The sequence below is a fragment of the Sphingomonas larreae genome (genome assembly GCF_051400595.1).
GTDB lineage: Bacteria > Pseudomonadota > Alphaproteobacteria > Sphingomonadales > Sphingomonadaceae > Sphingomonas.
In genome coordinates this window covers 512913-528635 of sequence record NZ_JBLFFI010000002.1, presented here as the reverse complement: position 1 = coordinate 528635, position 15723 = coordinate 512913, and the positions used below count along the sequence as shown (strand labels likewise).

The window sequence follows — 15723 nt, the reverse complement described above, 5'->3', positions numbered from 1 at the left end:
CGGCGGCTACGCTTCCCCGCGCGCGCGCGCGTAGATCGAGTCCAGCAACGCCGCGGTGCGCACGAAGCGCTCCGCCTCAGGGTCGAAGCGCGCGCCCGCGGCCAGCCGCTCGGCCCAGTCGACCGCCGCGCGGCCACCCCAATCGTCCGGCGGAAATGCGAGCGTCTCCCGCGCCGTGCCGCGGAAATGCTGGGCGGTGAAGTCGTAGAACGAGCCGTCGACGTTGCGCAGCGCCGCACCGCCTTCGGAGCCGTAGAAAGCCGCCTCGATGACCGCGTCCTGCCCGGCGTGGAGCCGCCATGAGCAGGCAAGCCGCAGCGTCACCATGTCGCCCAGCCGCACTGTCGCGACGGCGTAATCCTCCACCGCGGCACCGGACAGCGGCGCGCCCGCGGCATAAAGCGCGGCGTCGGTCACTTCCGCCGTCGGAAAGCCGCTGAGCCACAAGGCCAGGTCGGCGAGGTGGATGCCGAGGTCCATGACGCAGCCGCCGCCGGACTGGGCACGGTCGTAGAACCACGGCTTGTCCGGCCCATAGGCGTTGTGAAAGGTGAGATCGATCGCGAACAGCTGCCCCAGCGCCCCGCGCGCGAGCAGCTCGCCGATCTGGCGCACGCCCTCGGTGAAGCGATAGGACAGGTCGAGCCCAAGCAGGCGGTCAGCGGCGCGCGCCGCCGCCACCACTGCTGCGGCCTCCGCCGCGTCGCGCCCCAGCGGCTTCTGGCAGAACACCGCCGCGCCCGCTTCCAGCGCCTGGATCGATTGCGCCGCGTGGAGTGCGCTCGGCGTGGCAATGACGACACCGTCGAGATCAAGCCGCAGCATCTCGTCCAGCGACGCGACCGGCCTCACCCCGGCCGCGAGAGCGACCGCCTCGCGCATGTTGTCGGGGCACGGATCGCATACCGCAACCGGCTCGACGCAGTCGCTGGCGAGGATCGCCGCCATGCGGTGCCGGCCGATCCAGCCGGTGCCGAGAAAGCCGAGGCGCGGTTTGGCGAGCCTACCCAAGGTCGATCACCGCCTTGACGAAGCCGTGGGGCTTGTCACGCGTCGCCGCGATCGCGGTGTCAAGCTCGGCGAGCGGATAACGGTGCGTGAGCAGCGGCGCGAGGTCGATACGGCCGCTCGCCACCGCGTCGACCGCTTCCTGCAACCCGCGGAGGTTGACGCGCGGATCGCGCTCGTGCGCGTTGATCACGTCGATGCCCTTCCAGTTCCAGTCCTGCATGTTGACCTGACGTGGCCCGTCCTGGTGATAACCTGCCACCACCAGCCGCCCGCCAAAGCCGACCAGTGCAGAGGCGAGATCGAGCGGCCATTGCTTGCCCACTGCCTCGATGACGCGCTCGCACATGGCTTCGCCGGTCAGCTGCTTGACCCGCTCGATGATCGCCCAATGATCATCCATCGCGATGGTCTCGGCGGCACCATAGCGGGTCGCCAGCGCGAGCGATTCGGCACGCCGCGAGATCGCGATCACGCGCGCGCCCGCCTGGCTCGCCAGCCGGGTCAGCACCGCACCGAGGAAACCGATGCCGACGATCGCGACCGTCTGGCCGGGCTCGATCGCGCTGCGGCGGAAGATGTTCATGGCGCAGGCCAAGGGCTCACCCGGAAAGGCGCGGCCGGCGAGCGCATCCGGCAGCTTGACCAGCTGATCGGCCCGCGCGACGTCGTAACGCGCGAAGCTGTTGCCCGAAAGCATCGTCACCCGGTCGCCCGGTGCTACCGCGCTCACGCCCGCGCCGACCGCGTCGACCACACCCCAGCCCTCATGCCCCATGCCGCCGGGCGCGCTCGGGTAGGTCGACCAGGGCTGGCCCTCCCACGGTTCGACGTTCGAGGCGCACACGCCACAGCCCTCCAGCCGCACGCGTACCTCGCCGGCGCCCGGCTCGGGGACCGGCGCCTGCTCGATCTCCATCCGTCGCGGCGCCACCAGCACCGCGGCCGCCATCGTCGTCTCGCTCACGCGATCGCCGCCGCCGTCGGACGCGTGGCCTGCGCGGGCGCGTAGCGATCGATCATCCAGGCGCAGAAATCGGCGAACGCCTGCGGATCGCGCGCCGCCGAGGTATGGTGCGGCTGGATGCCGAGATGCTCCGGCGTGAAGCAGAAGGTGACGGTGATGTCGAAGTCGGCGAGCGCTTCCATCTGACGATCGAACCAGTCGACCGCGTTGGGGCGGAAGCTGTCCGCCCAGGACAGGCCGGTGCGCAGCTGCCGCGTGCCGAGCCGCTTCATCCACGCCACCGCGTCGTCCAGCCGCGGATCCTCGTAGTGGAACCACTGCATCAGCCCCATCTCGCTCGCCACCTTGGCATAGCTGTCGAGCGACGGCTTGGGTGTCCCGTCGGCGCGGATCAGCCCCATGTAGAAGTGGCGGTAGTAGCTCGACCCCTCGGCCTCGCGGTGGCGCGTGGTGGCGCCCCATTCCTGCGGCAGGTCGAACAGCGAGTACCAATAGATCCGCGGCACGCGACCGATCAGCAGCTCGGCGGTCTTCTCGACGCCGAACACCTGTACCTCTTCCGCGCCGAACGAGCCGACACCGACCTCGGTGACCCACACCGGCTTGTCGGTGACCGCCTCGATCTCAGCCACCTTGGCGGGCCAGTCATGGATCGACCACAGATTCCAGTCGAGCGGGAAGCCGTGCACCGCGAGCACGTCGACCGCGTCGAGGCAGCCGTGCGCCTCAAGCTGCTTCACCCATAGCGGATCGATCGGCGACATGCCGCCGAGCACGCGGGTGACCGCGGGATTGACCGCGGCGATCGCCGCCCCGGCGCGCGAGACGGTGTCGGCGAACTTGCTCCAGTCGGGGTCGACCTCCGGATCCCAGTGCGACTTGTTGTTGGGTTCGTTCCAGATCATCGCGGCTTCGATCACGCGCTTAATTCCTTGTCTGCTCGTGGCTGAGCCGGATAGACGGCCGCTGGCCCATGTTGCGCATAGGGCACGTCGGCCGTGCGACACAGATAGACGTCGTCCTGCGGGTGCGCCAGCACGGCGAAACCGGACGCGCGCAACATCGCCTCCGAGCAGGCGCGATTGGGTGCCCACCAGTTGGTCCAGTCGCCCGCAAACCGCCGCTCGATAAAGTGCATCTTGGGATAGGCCGGGTCGTCGAAATAGGGCGGCGGCGTGTACGTCCCCGGCACGAAGAAGGGATGGTCCTCGGGCACGTCGCTCAGCCCGGTCGAGCCTTGCTGCATCGTTTGGAACAGCATCAGGTCGCGTGCGACATGCTCGCGGATCAGGTCGAGCGCGAGCAAAGGGTGCCGCAGGTGATAGAGCACGCCCATGAAGATCACGAGATCGAAGCGCTCGCCGAGCGACGCGACATCATAGACCGAAAGCTGACGAAACTCGACGCTGTCGCCGTAACCCAGCGCGTCGGTGGCGAGCCGCGCCTGCGCCAGATACCGCTCGTCCCAGTCGATCCCGACGACGCGCGCGGCACCGCGCCGCTTCATCTCGACCGAGTAGAAGCCCGCGTTGCAGCCGATGTCGAGCACGGTCCTGCCCGTCAGATCGTCGGGCACGCAGCTGGCGAAGGCGGCGAACTTCTCGCGCGGATAGTCGCCGAGAAAGTGGTCGGGGGCGGTGGTCAGTCCGTCGCCGAGATCGATGTTGTGAAACCATGGCGCGAGCGCGTCGACCCGCTCGCGCAGCCCCTCCCCGGCAGATGGCATTCTTTCCCCTTCACCCGTTCGTTACGCAAACGAACGTTCAACGAAGGCGTTCCATCTACATAGCAGAGGCGCTCAGCGCATCGCGAGGCGCCTCTCGCGCCACGGCGCCGGCCGGTCCCCCGCCACGAGCCGGACGAAACAGCGCCCGCCCCGCGCGCGATACACGCGGCAGAGCCTGATCGCGTCACCACGCGACACGCCGCCGATCGACAGCTGGTAGCGTGTCATCGCACCTGTCACCTTCAATCTCATCGGACGCCATTGCCCGAGCGCCGGCCAGCGCCGCACCGCGCCACGCCAGCCGTCGCGCGCGACCGCGACACTGCCGTACGCGCCGAGCTGAACGAAGTAGCGGCCGCGCGCGGGCGGGCGCGAACGGAGTACCGCCGCAACGCGAAGCAGCGGGTGCGGCGCCACCGTTGGCCCCGCCATCGTGGGCACCGCCGCCGGTGCAGCCAGCTCGCTGGCGGGCGGCGGCACGGGCTGCGAGCTGGCTGGAGCCACCGGCGCCGGAACGATCTGCGACGTCACTGACGGGCGCGGATCTGCCATCCGAACGATCGCCGCGGGTGCCGGCGCCACGAGCGCGAGCGCGGCCGGTTGTCCTGGATCGCTCGCCGGAATGATGCCGAGCAAGGCCGCGACCTGATCCGAGGCGGCGCGCTGTTGCGCGAGCGCGGCCCAGCCGGTGAGCCGGCGATCGACCTGGTCGGCCGGGAGATCATAGGCCGCGAGCGCGCGCGCCTGCGGCCATTGGCCGGCGAGTGCCAGCACGAACGCGAGGTTCTGGCGTGTCTTGGCGTCCGCATCGGGTGCGCGTGCGGCAGGCATCAGCAGCTGCAGCGCGCCGGGCAGATCCCCGGCGAGCGCCAACGCCAAGCCGCGATCGGTTGCGCCGATCCCGCTGGCATGCGTTGCGAGCGTGACGCGAGCAGTGTCGCCTTCGCCGGTCGCGACCTGCGCCAAGGAGAGGTTGAGCGCCGCGGCGGAGTCGTCGGGACGGAGCGTCAGCGCATCGGCGAACGCCTGCGCCGCGGACACGAAGCGCCCGGCACGCAGGTAAGAGACGCCGAGCAGGCGGCGATACTCACCGTCGAGCGGCGAGTCCGCCACCGCGCGTTCGCTCTCGGCGATGGCGCGCGGCCAGCGACGATGTGCCAGTGCGTCCCGGGCGCGCGCCGCGTGTCGTCCCGCATCCTGCACGCGGGCCGCGCCGTCATTGGTCGCGGCCGCCGGCACGACGAGCTGGGTGATGGCGGCGACGAGCAGCGCCAACCCCAGCACGGCGAGCATCAGCACGCGGTTCATGCCGCGTCCGTCGGCGCCGGGGCGAGCTGGTCAAGTGCCGTAATCATCAAGGCTTGTGCGGACAGACCGTGCGCCGCCGCCGCCATTCTCAGGCGTTGGTGTCGCTCGGGGTCGAGCCGCACGGTGAACGCCACTCGTTTGCCCGCGACCGGCGCTGGCACCGGCTCGGCGAGGCAAGACGCCCCACCCAGTCGCACCATGAGGCGCTCGCGCGACGCGAGCACCGGCGGTAGCTTGGCAGAAGCGCCGTGCCCCATGTCGTTCCAGCCCAGTTCGTCGCCCGCAATCGCCAGCGCCGCGAGCGAGTCGGACCGGCGCATCGCGGGGCGCGCCTCACCCTTGCGCGCGAGCAGGCCGCCGCTGAGCGATGCCATCGGCTTGGTCGCGGCCATCACGCCACCACACGCCGGCCGAAGCCGACGTGCTGCGGCCGCGCCGGCGCCGCGCCCGGCTTCGGAGCGGCGAACACCGTCCGACGAAAGTTCTTCTCGAGCCGATCCGAGACGTAGCTCCACAGCTCCGCGATCTCCGCAGCCGAGCGGCTCCTCGAATCCACCTCCATAACCGTGCGGCCGTCGATCATCGAGGCGGCAAAGTCGGTGCGCTGGTGCACCGTGACCGGCGCAACCGTGCCATGCTGCGAGAGTGCGATCACCGCGTCGGCGGTGATCCGCGCCTTGGGGGTGGCGGCGTTGACGACGAACAGCAGCGGCTTGCCCGAGCGCTCGCACAGGTCGACCGTCGCGCCGACCGCGCGCAGGTCGTGCGGGCTCGGCCGCGTCGGGATCACGATCAGCTCGGCGACCTGGACGACGCTCTGGATCGCCATCGTGATCGCCGGAGGCGTGTCGATCACCGCCAGCTTGAAGCCCTGGCCACGAAGCTCCTCCAGATCGGTCGCAAGCCGCGCAACGGTGGTTTGCGCGAAGGCGGGCATGTCGTCCTGCCGCTCGTTCCACCAATCCGCGAGTGAGCCCTGCGGGTCGATGTCGATCAACACCACCGGGCCGCCCCCGGCAAGTTGCGCCTGGACCGCCAGATGCCCGGAGAGCGTGGTCTTGCCCGACCCGCCTTTCTGCGATGCCATCGCGAGTACGCGCATGCCGCCCGTCTGCCCCCGTTTGTTCGGCTGTGGGCATGCCAGCACGAGGTGGACGAAGCGTTAACGATGTACGCCAACCGGCGTGGACGAGCGCGCTTGTCTGTTCAGGCTCCCCGTCGCCACGAGCGCGAGGCCTCTCCTCACCTCATCCCTGCGGTTCGTCTCCGTAATACAGTTCGCCGATGCGGATCTCGTCCCGCCCCTGCGAGACGCGATGCGCGTTGGTGTCGCGCAGCGAATAGACGCAGCCGCAATATTCCTGCTGGTAGAAATGCTCGCGCTTGGAGATTTCGATCATCCGCGCCGCGCCGCCGCCCTTGCGCCAGTTGAACGTCCAATATTGGATGCCGGGATAATGCGCCGCGGCGCGCTCGCCGCAGTCGTTAATCTGCGCCATGTTCTTCCAGCGCGAAATGCCCAGTGACGAGGTTATCACCGGAAAGCCGTGCTCGTGCGCGTACAAGGCGGTACGTTCGAACCGCATGTCGAAGCACATCGTGCAGCGAATGCCGCGCTCGGGCTCCCATTCCATCCCGCGCGCGCGCTTGAACCAATTGGCGGTGTCATAATCCGCATCGACGAACGGCACGCCGTGCGTCTCGGCAAAGCGGATATTCTCCTCCTTGCGGAGCAGATATTCCTCTTTGGGATGAATGTTGGGATTGTAGAAGAAGATCGTATAGTCGATCCCACTCGCGCTCATCGCCTCCATCACCTCGCCCGAGCAGGGCGCGCAGCAGGAGTGAAGGAGCACTTTATGGGCGCTGTCGGGGGGCGTGAGGATCGGTCGCTGAAGGTCGGTCGTCATGTCGCGCGCGATAGCCGATCGGCGCGCGAAAGTCATCGCATCAGAGCGACCTGGCCTTCTATATCGCGCGCGTGAGCGCGCCCGCGACCCGCAAGATCATCCACATCGACATGGACGCCTTCTACGCGTCGGTCGAGCAGCGCGACGCGCCCGAGCTGCGCAGCCGGCCCGTGGCGGTGGGCGGGGCGCGTGCGCGCGGCGTGGTCGCCGCGGCGAGCTACGAGGCGCGCGCGTTCGGGGTGCGCTCGGCAATGCCGTCGGTCACCGCGCTGCGGCGCTGTCCCGAGTTGGTGTTCGTGCCGCCGCGCTTCGAGGTTTATCGCGCGGTGAGCCGTCAGATCCATGCGATTTTCACGGACTATACCGACGTGATCGAGCCTTTGTCGCTCGACGAGGCCTATCTCGACGTCACCGCGGACGTGCGTGGGCTGGGCTCGGCGGGCGCGATCGCCGAGCAGATACGCGAGCGCATCGTCGCCGAGACCGGGCTCACCGCTTCGGCGGGCGTGAGCTATAACAAGTTCATCGCCAAGCTGGCCTCGGACCAGAACAAGCCCGACGGGCTCTGCGTCATCCCGCCCGGGCGCGGGGCCGCCTTCGTCGCGGCGCTACCAGTGAAGCGCTTCCACGGCGTCGGGCCGGTCACCGCGACCAAGATGGCCCGACTCGGGATCGAGACCGGGGCGGACCTGCGCAACCGCAGCCTCGAATTTCTGCGCGCGCATTTCGGCAGCTATGCCGATTACCTCCACGGCGCCGCGCGCGGAGTCGACGAGCGCCCGGTGCGCGCGCACCGCGAGGCCAAGTCGGTTGGCGCGGAACGAACGTTCGAGACCAACCTCATTGACCCGGTGGCGATCGAGGCGGCGCTCGCGCTGGTCGCAGACGCCGCCTGGACCCGGATCGCGCGGCACGAAGCGCACGGCCGCACCGTCACGCTCAAGCTGCGCCGTGCCGACTTCGCGACGATCACGCGCGCGCGCTCGCTGACCGCTCCTGTCACCGACAAGCCGCAGTTGCTCGCGATCGGACGCGGCCTGCTCTTGCCGCTGCTGCCGGTACAAGGGGGCATCCGGCTGCTGGGTCTGACCCTGTCGGGGCTCGTGCGCGACGATCAACCGGCGCAGCCCGCGCTGCCGCTCGGCTGAGTGCCCCGCATCGGCTATGGCTTAACGTCAACAAGGAGAACCTGCGATGAAGCCGCCGATCGGCCCGTCCACGCGCCTGTGCATGTCGCTCGCTGCCCGTCCCGGCACGTTCGGGTCGCGTTTCCACAATCATCTCTACGAGGCGCTCGGGCTCGACTATGTCTACAAGGCTTTTACCACCACCGACCTGGCGGGCGCGGTGCGCGGCATCCGCGCGCTCGATATCCGCGGCTGCGCGGTGTCGATGCCGTTTAAGGAGGATGTCATCCCGCTGCTCGACGGGTTGCGCGACTCCGCGGCGGCGATCGACAGCGTCAACACGGTCGTCAACGAGGCGGGAACGCTGCTCGGCTACAATACCGACTACAGTGCGGTGCGGGCGCTGATCGAGCCGCTCACACGCGCCCCGTTCGTGCTGCGTGGCAGCGGCGGGATGGCCAAGGCGACCGCCACCGCGCTGGTGGACGCCGGCTTCGGCGCGGGCACACTCGTCGCACGCAATGAGGAGAAGGGGCGCGCCCTTGCAGACGCTCTCGGCTGTGCATGGCAGGCAGAGGGCGACGACCTGCGCGCGCCGCTGCTGGTGAACGTCACGCCGCTTGGCATGACCGGCGAAGACGCCGCGACGCTCGCCTTTACCCGCGCCCAGATCGAGGCGAGCGACGTCGTGATCGACGTCGTCGCTAAGCCGGTGGAGACGCCGTTGCTGCGACTCGCCCGCACATTGGGCAAGCGCGTCGTGACCGGAGCCGAGATCGCCAAGCTCCAGGCGTTGGAGCAATTCGTGCTCTACACCGGGGTGCGGCCGAGCGCGGCGCAGGTGGCCGCGGCGGAGGCCTATGCGCTGGCGACGTGAGCGGCGGATCGCGCCCGCCGCGTTATGGCCGCGAGGACGTCACCGATCATAGGACGAAGAAGGGCGGCGCCTCACGGCACCGCCCTTCCGTTCAGCATCGCTGCTGAGGTCGCTCAGTAGCGATAGTGATCCGGCTTGAACGGGCCCTCCACCGGCACGCCGATGTACTTGGCCTGCTTCTCGCTCAGCTTGGACAGCTGCACGCCCAGCTTCTCCAGGTGGAGCGCGGCGACCTTCTCGTCCAGATGCTTGGGCAGGACGTACACTTCGTTCTTATACTCGTCGCCCTTGGTCCACAGCTCGATCTGCGCGAGCGTCTGGTTGGTGAACGAGGCGGACATCACGAACGACGGGTGACCGGTGGCGCAGCCCAGGTTCACCAGGCGGCCCTTGGCGAGCACGATGATCTGCTTGCCGTCCGGGAACTCGACGAGGTCGGTGCCCGGCTTCACCTCGGTCCACTTGTAATTCGACAGCGCGGCGATCTGGATCTCCGAGTCGAAGTGGCCGATGTTGCAGACGATCGCCATCGGCTTCATCGCCTTCATGTGGTCCGCGGTGATCACGTCGGCGTTGCCGGTGGCGGTGACGAAAATGTCCGAGCGCTTCACCGCCTCGTCCATCGTCACGACCTCATAGCCCTCCATCGCCGCCTGCAGCGCGCAGATCGGATCGATCTCGGTGACGAGCACGCGCGCGCCGCCGTTGCGCAGCGACGCCGCCGAGCCCTTGCCGACGTCGCCGAAGCCCGCGACGGTGGCAATCTTGCCCGCCAGCATCACGTCGGTGGCGCGGCGGATTGCATCGACCAGCGACTCCTTGCAGCCGTAAAGATTGTCGAACTTCGACTTGGTGACCGAGTCGTTGACGTTGATCGCCGGGAACGGCAGCTCGCCCTTCTTGGCGATCTCGTACAGCCGGTGGACGCCCGTGGTGGTCTCTTCCGACACGCCCTTCAGGTTCTTGACCGTCTCGGTCAGGTAGCCCGGCTTCTTGGCGATGAACGCCTTCACCGAGCGCTGGAACTCGACCTCTTCCTCATTCTCGGGCTCGCCGAAGGTGGCGCCGGCCTCGAGCTTGGCACCCCACAAAGCGAACATGGTCGCGTCGCCGCCGTCGTCGAGGATGATGTTGGCGGTCTGGCCGTTGCCGTCGTCCCAGTCGAAGATCGAACCGACATAGTCCCAATAATCCGCGAGCGTCTCGCCCTTCACCGCGAACACCGGGATCCCGGCGGCGGCGATGGCGGCGGCGGCATGGTCCTGCGTCGAGAAGATGTTGCAGGTGGCCCAGCGCACGTCCGCGCCGAGCGCCACCAGCGTCTCGATCAGCACCGCGGTCTGGATGGTCATGTGCAGCGAGCCGGTGATACGCGCGCCCTTGAGCGGCTGTGCCGCGCCGAACTCGTCGCGCAGCGCCATCAGGCCGGGCATCTCGGTCTCGGCGATCTTGATCTCGGCGCGGCCGAAGTCGGCCAGGCCGATGTCCTTGATGACGTAATCGTTGGTGTCGAGCACGGGGGCGGTAGCCACGGCGTTATCTCCAGACTGAAAGGGCCGACCAAGGCGCGGCGCACCGATCGGCATCCGAGCGCTTTAGCCGCCTCCGCAGCGCCGATCAAATATAAAGATATCTTTATATGGCTTTGCCGATCCGGCGTCAGCTATGCCCGCTCTCGCTCGACAGCAGCCGCGGATCGACACCCGCGGTGGCGAATCCGCGCGTCCACCGCCGCTCCACGGGTGTGTCGAACAGCAGCTCGGGCGAGTCGGCGACGTTGAGCCAACCATGCCGCGTCATTTCCGCATCGAGCTGGCCGGGCGCCCACCCGGCATAGCCGAGCGCGACGAGCCAGCGGGCCGGCCCCTTCCCGGCCGCGATCGCGCGCAGCACGTCGAGCGTGCCCGAGAGCGCCCAGCGTCCCGCGACGTCGAGCGTGTCATGCCCGCCCCAGTCGTTCGAGTGGAGCACGAAACCGCGCCGCGTTTCCACCGGGCCACCGAAATGGACCGGCGCATCAGGTGCCTCGCCGGGCGCGATCTCGAGCTGTTCGAGCACGTCGTGCAATCCCAGCCCGTTGACCACCGCGCCGACTCCGACGCCGAGCGCACCGCTCTCGTCATGGCTGCAGATCGCGATCACCGAATGCTCGAAGCGCGGGTCACCGATCCCGGGCATGGCGAGCAGGAACTGACCGGTGAGGAAATTGGCTTGCTCCATCCGACCGAACCTAGTGCCTGCAACGGCGCTTGCCAAAGCTTGAAATCACCCGGACCGGCTGCGACACCGTCGCCACACTCGATCCCGGAGACCTGCGATGACCATCAGCGTCGGCGACACCTTGCCGTCCGTGCGCCTCACCCAGGTCACTGAGGAGGGTCCCAAGCCGGTCGACAGCGGCGACTTCTTCAAAGGCCGCCGTGTCGCGCTGTTCGCGGTGCCGGGCGCGTTCACCCCGACCTGCTCGGCGCGCCACCTGCCCGGCTACCTCGACAAGGCGGAGGAGCTTCGCGCCAAGGGCGTCGACGAGATCGTGTGCACCGCGGTCAACGACGCCTTCGTGCTCGCCGCCTGGGCCAAGCAGAACGACGCCGCAGCAATAACGATGCTGGCCGACGGCAACGGCGACTTCACCACCGCGCTCGGGCTGGAGATGGACGGCAGCAAATACGGCATGGGCACGCGCAGCCAGCGCTACGCGATGGTGGTGAACGACGGCGTGGTCGAGTCGCTCGAGGTGGAAGCGCCGGGCGAGTTCCGCGTCAGCTCGGCGGAGCATCTGCTGACGCGATTGTGAGACACGATCCTCCCTGCTTCCGCGGCGGGGATCGAACACCCGCGACTTGCCGCGGTCACACGGCAAATGTAACCGTCGGGAATGACAGCGAACGACATCGTACAGGAACTCGCCCGGCTCTATGCCGCGTCGGTTGACCGGCTCAAGGCCGCGATCTCGCTCTACATCGCCGAGGGCACGCCGCCTGCCGCCGACGCACGGCGGGACGGCTCCTTTGCCTATCCCGAAATCCGCCTGCGCTTCGCCGGCGGCGACGATCGCCCCACGCCGCTGCGCTCGTTCGGCCGACTGGTGAGCCCCGGCGAATATCGCATCAGCGTCACCAAGCCCGCGGTCTTTGCGGACTATCTTATCGAGCAGTTGACGTTGCTGATCGAGGATTATGACGTCACCGTCGAGGCGGTCGCGGGCACGCAGGAGATCCCCTTCCCCTATGTGATCGACGCCGGACACGCGCTCAGCCTTGACACCGTCTCCGCCGCCGAACTGGCACGCTGGTTCCCCACCACGGAGCTGGCCTATATCGGCGACGAGATCGCGGACGGCTTATGGGCCTCGCTCGACGGCACGCGCCCGCTCGCGCTCTTCGATGGCCTACGCACCGACTTCAGCCTCGCGCGGCTACGCCATTACACCGGTACGCCGCCCGAGCACGTCCAGCGCTACGTGCTGTTCACCAACTATCACCGCTACGTCGACGAGTTCGTCCGCTGGGGCGCGAGCCAGGTCGGCGCTGACAGCCGCTTCACCGCGCTCTCCGGGCCGGGCGGCGTGCTGTTCAAGGCGGGCGACGATCCCGCGCTGCTCGACGACAGCGCGTGGCGGCGGCTGCAGATGCCGGCCTATCACCTGATGGCGGACGATCGTACCGGCATCACGCTCGTCAACATCGGCGTCGGCCCGTCCAACGCCAAGACGATCTGCGACCACCTCGCGGTGATGCGGCCCGAGGCGTGGGTGATGATCGGCCATTGCGGCGGCCTGCGTCCGTCACAGCGGATCGGCGACTATGTGCTCGCGCACGCTTATCTGCGCGACGACCACGTGCTGGACGACATGCTGCCACCCGAGATCCCCGTCCCCGCCATCGCGGAGGTGCAGCAGGCGCTCGCGCGCGCGGCCGAGACGGTGAGCGGCCAAACCGGCGACGCGCTCAAGCGGCGGTTGCGCACCGGCACGATCGTCACCACCGACGATCGCAATTGGGAGCTGCGCTACGCCCGGTCGGCGCTGCGCTTCTCGCTCAGCCGCGCGGTCGCGATCGATATGGAATCGGCGACGATCGCGGCGCAGGGTTATCGCTTCCGCGTGCCCTATGGCACGTTGCTGTGCGTCTCGGACAAGCCGCTCCACGGCGAGCTGAAGCTGCCCGGGCAGGCAAACCGCTTCTACGAGCGCGCGATCAGCGAGCATATGCGGATCGGCATCGAGACGTGCGAGGAATTGCGTCGCGAGGGCGCCAAGTTGCACAGCCGCAAGCTGCGCGCGTTCAACGAGCCGCCGTTCCGCTGAGCGCCCGCGTCATCTGCTTGGAAACGAACGGCCGGCCGCGCGTTTCGGAGGCGTACCATTTCGCCAGGGAGCAGACGATGGCCGACGACAGCAGCGATACCCCGACTCCGGCGCCGGCCTCGTCCAAGCCCGCCACCCCGCGTCGGCGCGCACCGCGCAAGACCAGCGCGAGCACGGCGGGCAAGCCGGCGACCAAGCGCAAGTCGGGCGGTGACGCCCCCGCACCGAAGCGTCGCGCTGCCACGAAGTCGTCGTCCTCGGCCGAGCCGAGCACGCTGGAGCAGGCCGGCGAGGCAGTGACGGCAGCCACCAAGAGCGTCTCGCGCACCGCCGGCGCGGCGCGCAAGCGAGTCACGCGGGTCGCCGGTGATACGCGCAAGAGCGCGTCGCGTGGCGCGCGCAGCGCCGGCAAGGCGGCAACGCGCGCGACCGACAAGGTCGGCGGCAAGTGGGGCGCGGCGGCGATCGCGGGCGGCGTGGCGGCGATCGGCGCGGCGGCGACCGCGGCGCTGCTGTCGCTGCGCAGCTCGTCTCCCAAGCCGCCGGCGCCCAAGCCGGCGCCCGAGAGCAAAGGCGGGCTTAAAGAAGGCAAGCCAGCCGCCAAGCACGGCGGCGCACATCAGCCGGACGGGACCGACGCCAGCAAGTCGTTCGACGCCAAGATCGCGGACGAGAACACCGTCCCGGAGTGATGCCATCGGGGGGCTCGGTGGAAGACCCCGGTGTGAGACACCGGACTATCGCCGATCCCCCTATCGCCCCAGACTTACGCCGGCGACCTGTCCCAGTCGCTTCGCAACAGCCCCCACAGCACGGTGTCGCGCACGCCGATATGCGTCTCCCACTCGGCGCGGAGCAGGCCCTCGCGCATGAACCCGAGCGACTCGAGCAGTTGGTTCGACCCGGCATTCTCCGGATCGGTATCGGCGAAGACGCGACGAAAGCCCTCGGCGAAGAGCTGCTCGATCACCGCGCGCACCGCCTCGCGCGCAAAGCCGCGCCGCTGCGCCGCCGGCACGAGCAGATAGCCGATCTCGGCCACCGCGGTGCGTTTCGCACCCGCCGCGACGAAGCCGATCGCAGTGTCGTCACCCGCCAGTGTGACCGCCCAGGTGCGCCAGGCGCCACCGTCGGCGGCGACGTACCGCTCGCGCAGCGCGGCGACCGACTCGACCGGCGCATGCGACCACCACCGCATCGTCTCGGCGTCGCTCATCGCAGCGAACAACGCGTCGGCATCGTCGGGCACGCGCGCGCGCAGCACCAGCCGCGCGGTCGCGAGCCGCGGGATCATCCGCCCAGCGCCTCGACCAACGCCTGCACCTTGCGTTGCCGCCACTGCGGAGTCGGTGCGATCAGCCAATAGCCCAGCCGCGACGGGACTGGCGGGCCCACCATGGTCAAGCGTCCCGTGACGAGGTCGCGGGTGGCGAGCAGCTCTGGCACGGTGGCGCGACCGAGTCCCGCCGCCGCCGCGTCGATCGCCAGCCCGGCGTCGCCAACCCGCACCTGCGCCGCCGCGTCGGCGCCCGGCGCGCCGGGCCAGTGGATCACCGCCTCGGCGCCACCGCCGGCGCGCTCGACGGTGATCAGTCCCTCGCTCTCGATCGCCTCGCCTTCCAGCGCGCCCGGCCCCTCGCCCCAGCGGATCGCGAGATCGAGGTTGGCCTCGGTGAAATCGACCACGTCGTCCGCGGCGACCAGCGCGAAGCGCAACTCGGCATCCGCGGCGGCGATCTCCGCCAGCCGCGGCAGCAGCCATTTCTCGGTAACGTCACGCGGCGCCGCGATCGTCAGCGACTTGGACGACTGCCCCGCCTGCATCGCGCGTACGGCTTCCTCGAACTCGAGGAAACCTTGCCGCAGCGGACCCAGACCCGCCTCGCCCTCGGGGGTCAGCTCCAGCCCCTTGGTGGTGCGGCGGAACAGCACCACGCCCAGCGTGTCCTCCAACGCGCGGATCTGCTGTCCCACCGCCGCCGGGGTGACCGCCAGCTCGTCCGCGGCGCGGGTGAACGACAGGTGCCGCGCCGCGGCATCGAGCACGCGCAAGCCGTTGAGCGGCAGGTGGGTGCGCTTCACTCCGCCACCGCCGGTGCGGTCAGCGCGAAGCGCGGGATGGCGACGTCGAACAGCCGACCGTCCTGCGCAATCATGCGATAGCTGCCCTGCATCGCACCGCTCGGCGTCGCCAGCGGACAACCCGAGACATAATCGTAGCTTCCGCCCGGCGCGATGAGCGGTTGCTCGCCGACGACGCCCTCGCCCTCGACGGTGTGGCGCGCGCCATTGCCGTCGGTGATGATCCAATGGCGGGTGAGCAGCTGAACCGCGCCCTCCCCGTCATTCTCCAGACGAATGTGATAGGCCCAGAACCAGCGTCCCCGCCCGGGTTCGGACTGTTCGGGCAGATAACTGACCGACACGCGGACGGTGACCGAGCCGGTCGTCGCGGCCAGCGGGAACAGCGCCTCCATGCCGATCGCGCCCG

General features: G+C 69.1%; 18 protein-coding genes. 5 read left to right on the top strand and 13 right to left on the bottom strand.

Going from position 1 to position 15723, the window contains the following annotated elements; translation table 11 throughout:
- Positions 1–6: 6 nt before the first annotated feature.
- The 8 genes from ACMGDM_RS10710 to ACMGDM_RS10675 all read right to left on the bottom strand — a co-directional run bounded on the left by ACMGDM_RS10710 (position 7) and on the right by ACMGDM_RS10675 (position 6919).
- Positions 7–1011 (bottom strand): Gfo/Idh/MocA family protein, encoded by a 1005-nt coding sequence (locus ACMGDM_RS10710; protein WP_436804107.1) that lies wholly within the window; start codon positions 1009–1011, stop codon positions 7–9.
- Complete coding sequence (locus ACMGDM_RS10705; protein ID WP_436804106.1) at positions 1004–1975, bottom strand: MDR/zinc-dependent alcohol dehydrogenase-like family protein; 972 nt, start codon at positions 1973–1975, stop codon at positions 1004–1006. The genes ACMGDM_RS10710 and ACMGDM_RS10705 overlap by 8 nt, the downstream gene beginning before the upstream one ends.
- Positions 1972–2895: a glycosyl hydrolase gene (locus ACMGDM_RS10700; protein WP_436804105.1), complete on the bottom strand. Its 924-nt coding sequence runs from the start codon at positions 2893–2895 to the stop codon at positions 1972–1974. Before ACMGDM_RS10700 ends, ACMGDM_RS10705 begins: the two co-directional genes overlap by 4 nt.
- Positions 2892–3701, bottom strand: coding sequence for a TIGR04290 family methyltransferase (locus tag ACMGDM_RS10695; RefSeq protein WP_436804104.1), 810 nt, complete (start codon positions 3699–3701; stop codon positions 2892–2894). The genes ACMGDM_RS10700 and ACMGDM_RS10695 overlap by 4 nt, the downstream gene beginning before the upstream one ends.
- 72 nt (positions 3702–3773) lie before the next feature.
- Positions 3774–5009, bottom strand: coding sequence for a tetratricopeptide repeat protein (locus tag ACMGDM_RS10690; RefSeq protein ID WP_436804103.1), 1236 nt, complete (start codon positions 5007–5009; stop codon positions 3774–3776).
- Positions 5006–5401 carry a ribbon-helix-helix protein gene (locus ACMGDM_RS10685; protein ID WP_436804102.1) on the bottom strand — a complete coding sequence of 132 codons (396 nt, stop codon included), beginning with the start codon at positions 5399–5401 and terminating at the stop codon, positions 5006–5008. The genes ACMGDM_RS10690 and ACMGDM_RS10685 overlap by 4 nt, the downstream gene beginning before the upstream one ends.
- Complete coding sequence (locus ACMGDM_RS10680; protein WP_436804101.1) at positions 5401–6111, bottom strand: AAA family ATPase; 711 nt, start codon at positions 6109–6111, stop codon at positions 5401–5403. Before ACMGDM_RS10680 ends, ACMGDM_RS10685 begins: the two co-directional genes overlap by 1 nt.
- Positions 6112–6256: 145 nt before the next feature.
- On the bottom strand, positions 6257–6919 hold the full coding sequence (locus ACMGDM_RS10675) for an epoxyqueuosine reductase QueH (RefSeq protein ID WP_436804100.1): 663 nt from the start codon (positions 6917–6919) through the stop codon (positions 6257–6259).
- A gap of 71 nt (positions 6920–6990) precedes the next feature.
- On the opposite strand from ACMGDM_RS10675, the gene dinB reads away from it, so the two are divergent.
- A complete protein-coding gene (gene dinB / locus ACMGDM_RS10670; RefSeq protein ID WP_436804099.1) occupies positions 6991–8067 on the top strand; it encodes a DNA polymerase IV in 1077 nt (358 codons plus the stop codon).
- A gap of 46 nt (positions 8068–8113) precedes the next feature.
- Complete coding sequence (locus ACMGDM_RS10665; RefSeq protein ID WP_436804098.1) at positions 8114–8923, top strand: shikimate 5-dehydrogenase; 810 nt, start codon at positions 8114–8116, stop codon at positions 8921–8923.
- A 113-nt stretch (positions 8924–9036) separates the two neighbouring features.
- On the opposite strand, the gene ahcY is transcribed toward ACMGDM_RS10665, so the two are convergent.
- Complete coding sequence (ahcY, locus tag ACMGDM_RS10660) at positions 9037–10509, bottom strand: adenosylhomocysteinase (protein ID WP_436804097.1); 1473 nt, start codon at positions 10507–10509, stop codon at positions 9037–9039.
- 73 nt (positions 10510–10582) lie between these two features.
- Positions 10583–11143, bottom strand: coding sequence for a YqgE/AlgH family protein (locus ACMGDM_RS10655; protein WP_436804096.1), 561 nt, complete (start codon positions 11141–11143; stop codon positions 10583–10585).
- A 97-nt stretch (positions 11144–11240) separates the two neighbouring features.
- Between ACMGDM_RS10655 and ACMGDM_RS10650 the strand changes: the two genes are divergently transcribed.
- The 3 genes from ACMGDM_RS10650 to ACMGDM_RS10640 all read left to right on the top strand — a co-directional run bounded on the left by ACMGDM_RS10650 (position 11241) and on the right by ACMGDM_RS10640 (position 13924).
- Positions 11241–11720, top strand: a complete 480-nt coding sequence (locus ACMGDM_RS10650) for a peroxiredoxin (protein WP_436804095.1) — start codon at positions 11241–11243, stop codon at positions 11718–11720.
- Between the two features lie 81 nt (positions 11721–11801).
- Positions 11802–13232 (top strand): AMP nucleosidase, encoded by a 1431-nt coding sequence (locus ACMGDM_RS10645; protein WP_436804094.1) that lies wholly within the window; start codon positions 11802–11804, stop codon positions 13230–13232.
- Positions 13233–13309: 77 nt separating this feature from the next.
- Positions 13310–13924, top strand: a complete 615-nt coding sequence (locus ACMGDM_RS10640) for a hypothetical protein (RefSeq protein WP_436804093.1) — start codon at positions 13310–13312, stop codon at positions 13922–13924.
- A gap of 74 nt (positions 13925–13998) precedes the next feature.
- Here the strand turns inward: ACMGDM_RS10640 and ACMGDM_RS10635 are convergent, their stop codons facing one another.
- From ACMGDM_RS10635 to apaG, 3 genes are read right to left on the bottom strand one after another with little or no spacing between them, the layout of a single operon-like run.
- A complete protein-coding gene (locus ACMGDM_RS10635) occupies positions 13999–14526 on the bottom strand; it encodes a GNAT family N-acetyltransferase (protein WP_436804092.1) in 528 nt (175 codons plus the stop codon).
- Entirely contained in the window at positions 14523–15314 is a 792-nt protein-coding gene (locus ACMGDM_RS10630) for a LysR family transcriptional regulator (RefSeq protein WP_436804091.1), read from the bottom strand. The genes ACMGDM_RS10635 and ACMGDM_RS10630 overlap by 4 nt, the downstream gene beginning before the upstream one ends.
- Positions 15311–15709, bottom strand: a complete 399-nt coding sequence (gene apaG / locus ACMGDM_RS10625) for a Co2+/Mg2+ efflux facilitator ApaG/CorD (RefSeq protein ID WP_436804268.1) — start codon at positions 15707–15709, stop codon at positions 15311–15313. Before apaG ends, ACMGDM_RS10630 begins: the two co-directional genes overlap by 4 nt.
- Positions 15710–15723 lie beyond the last annotated feature (14 nt).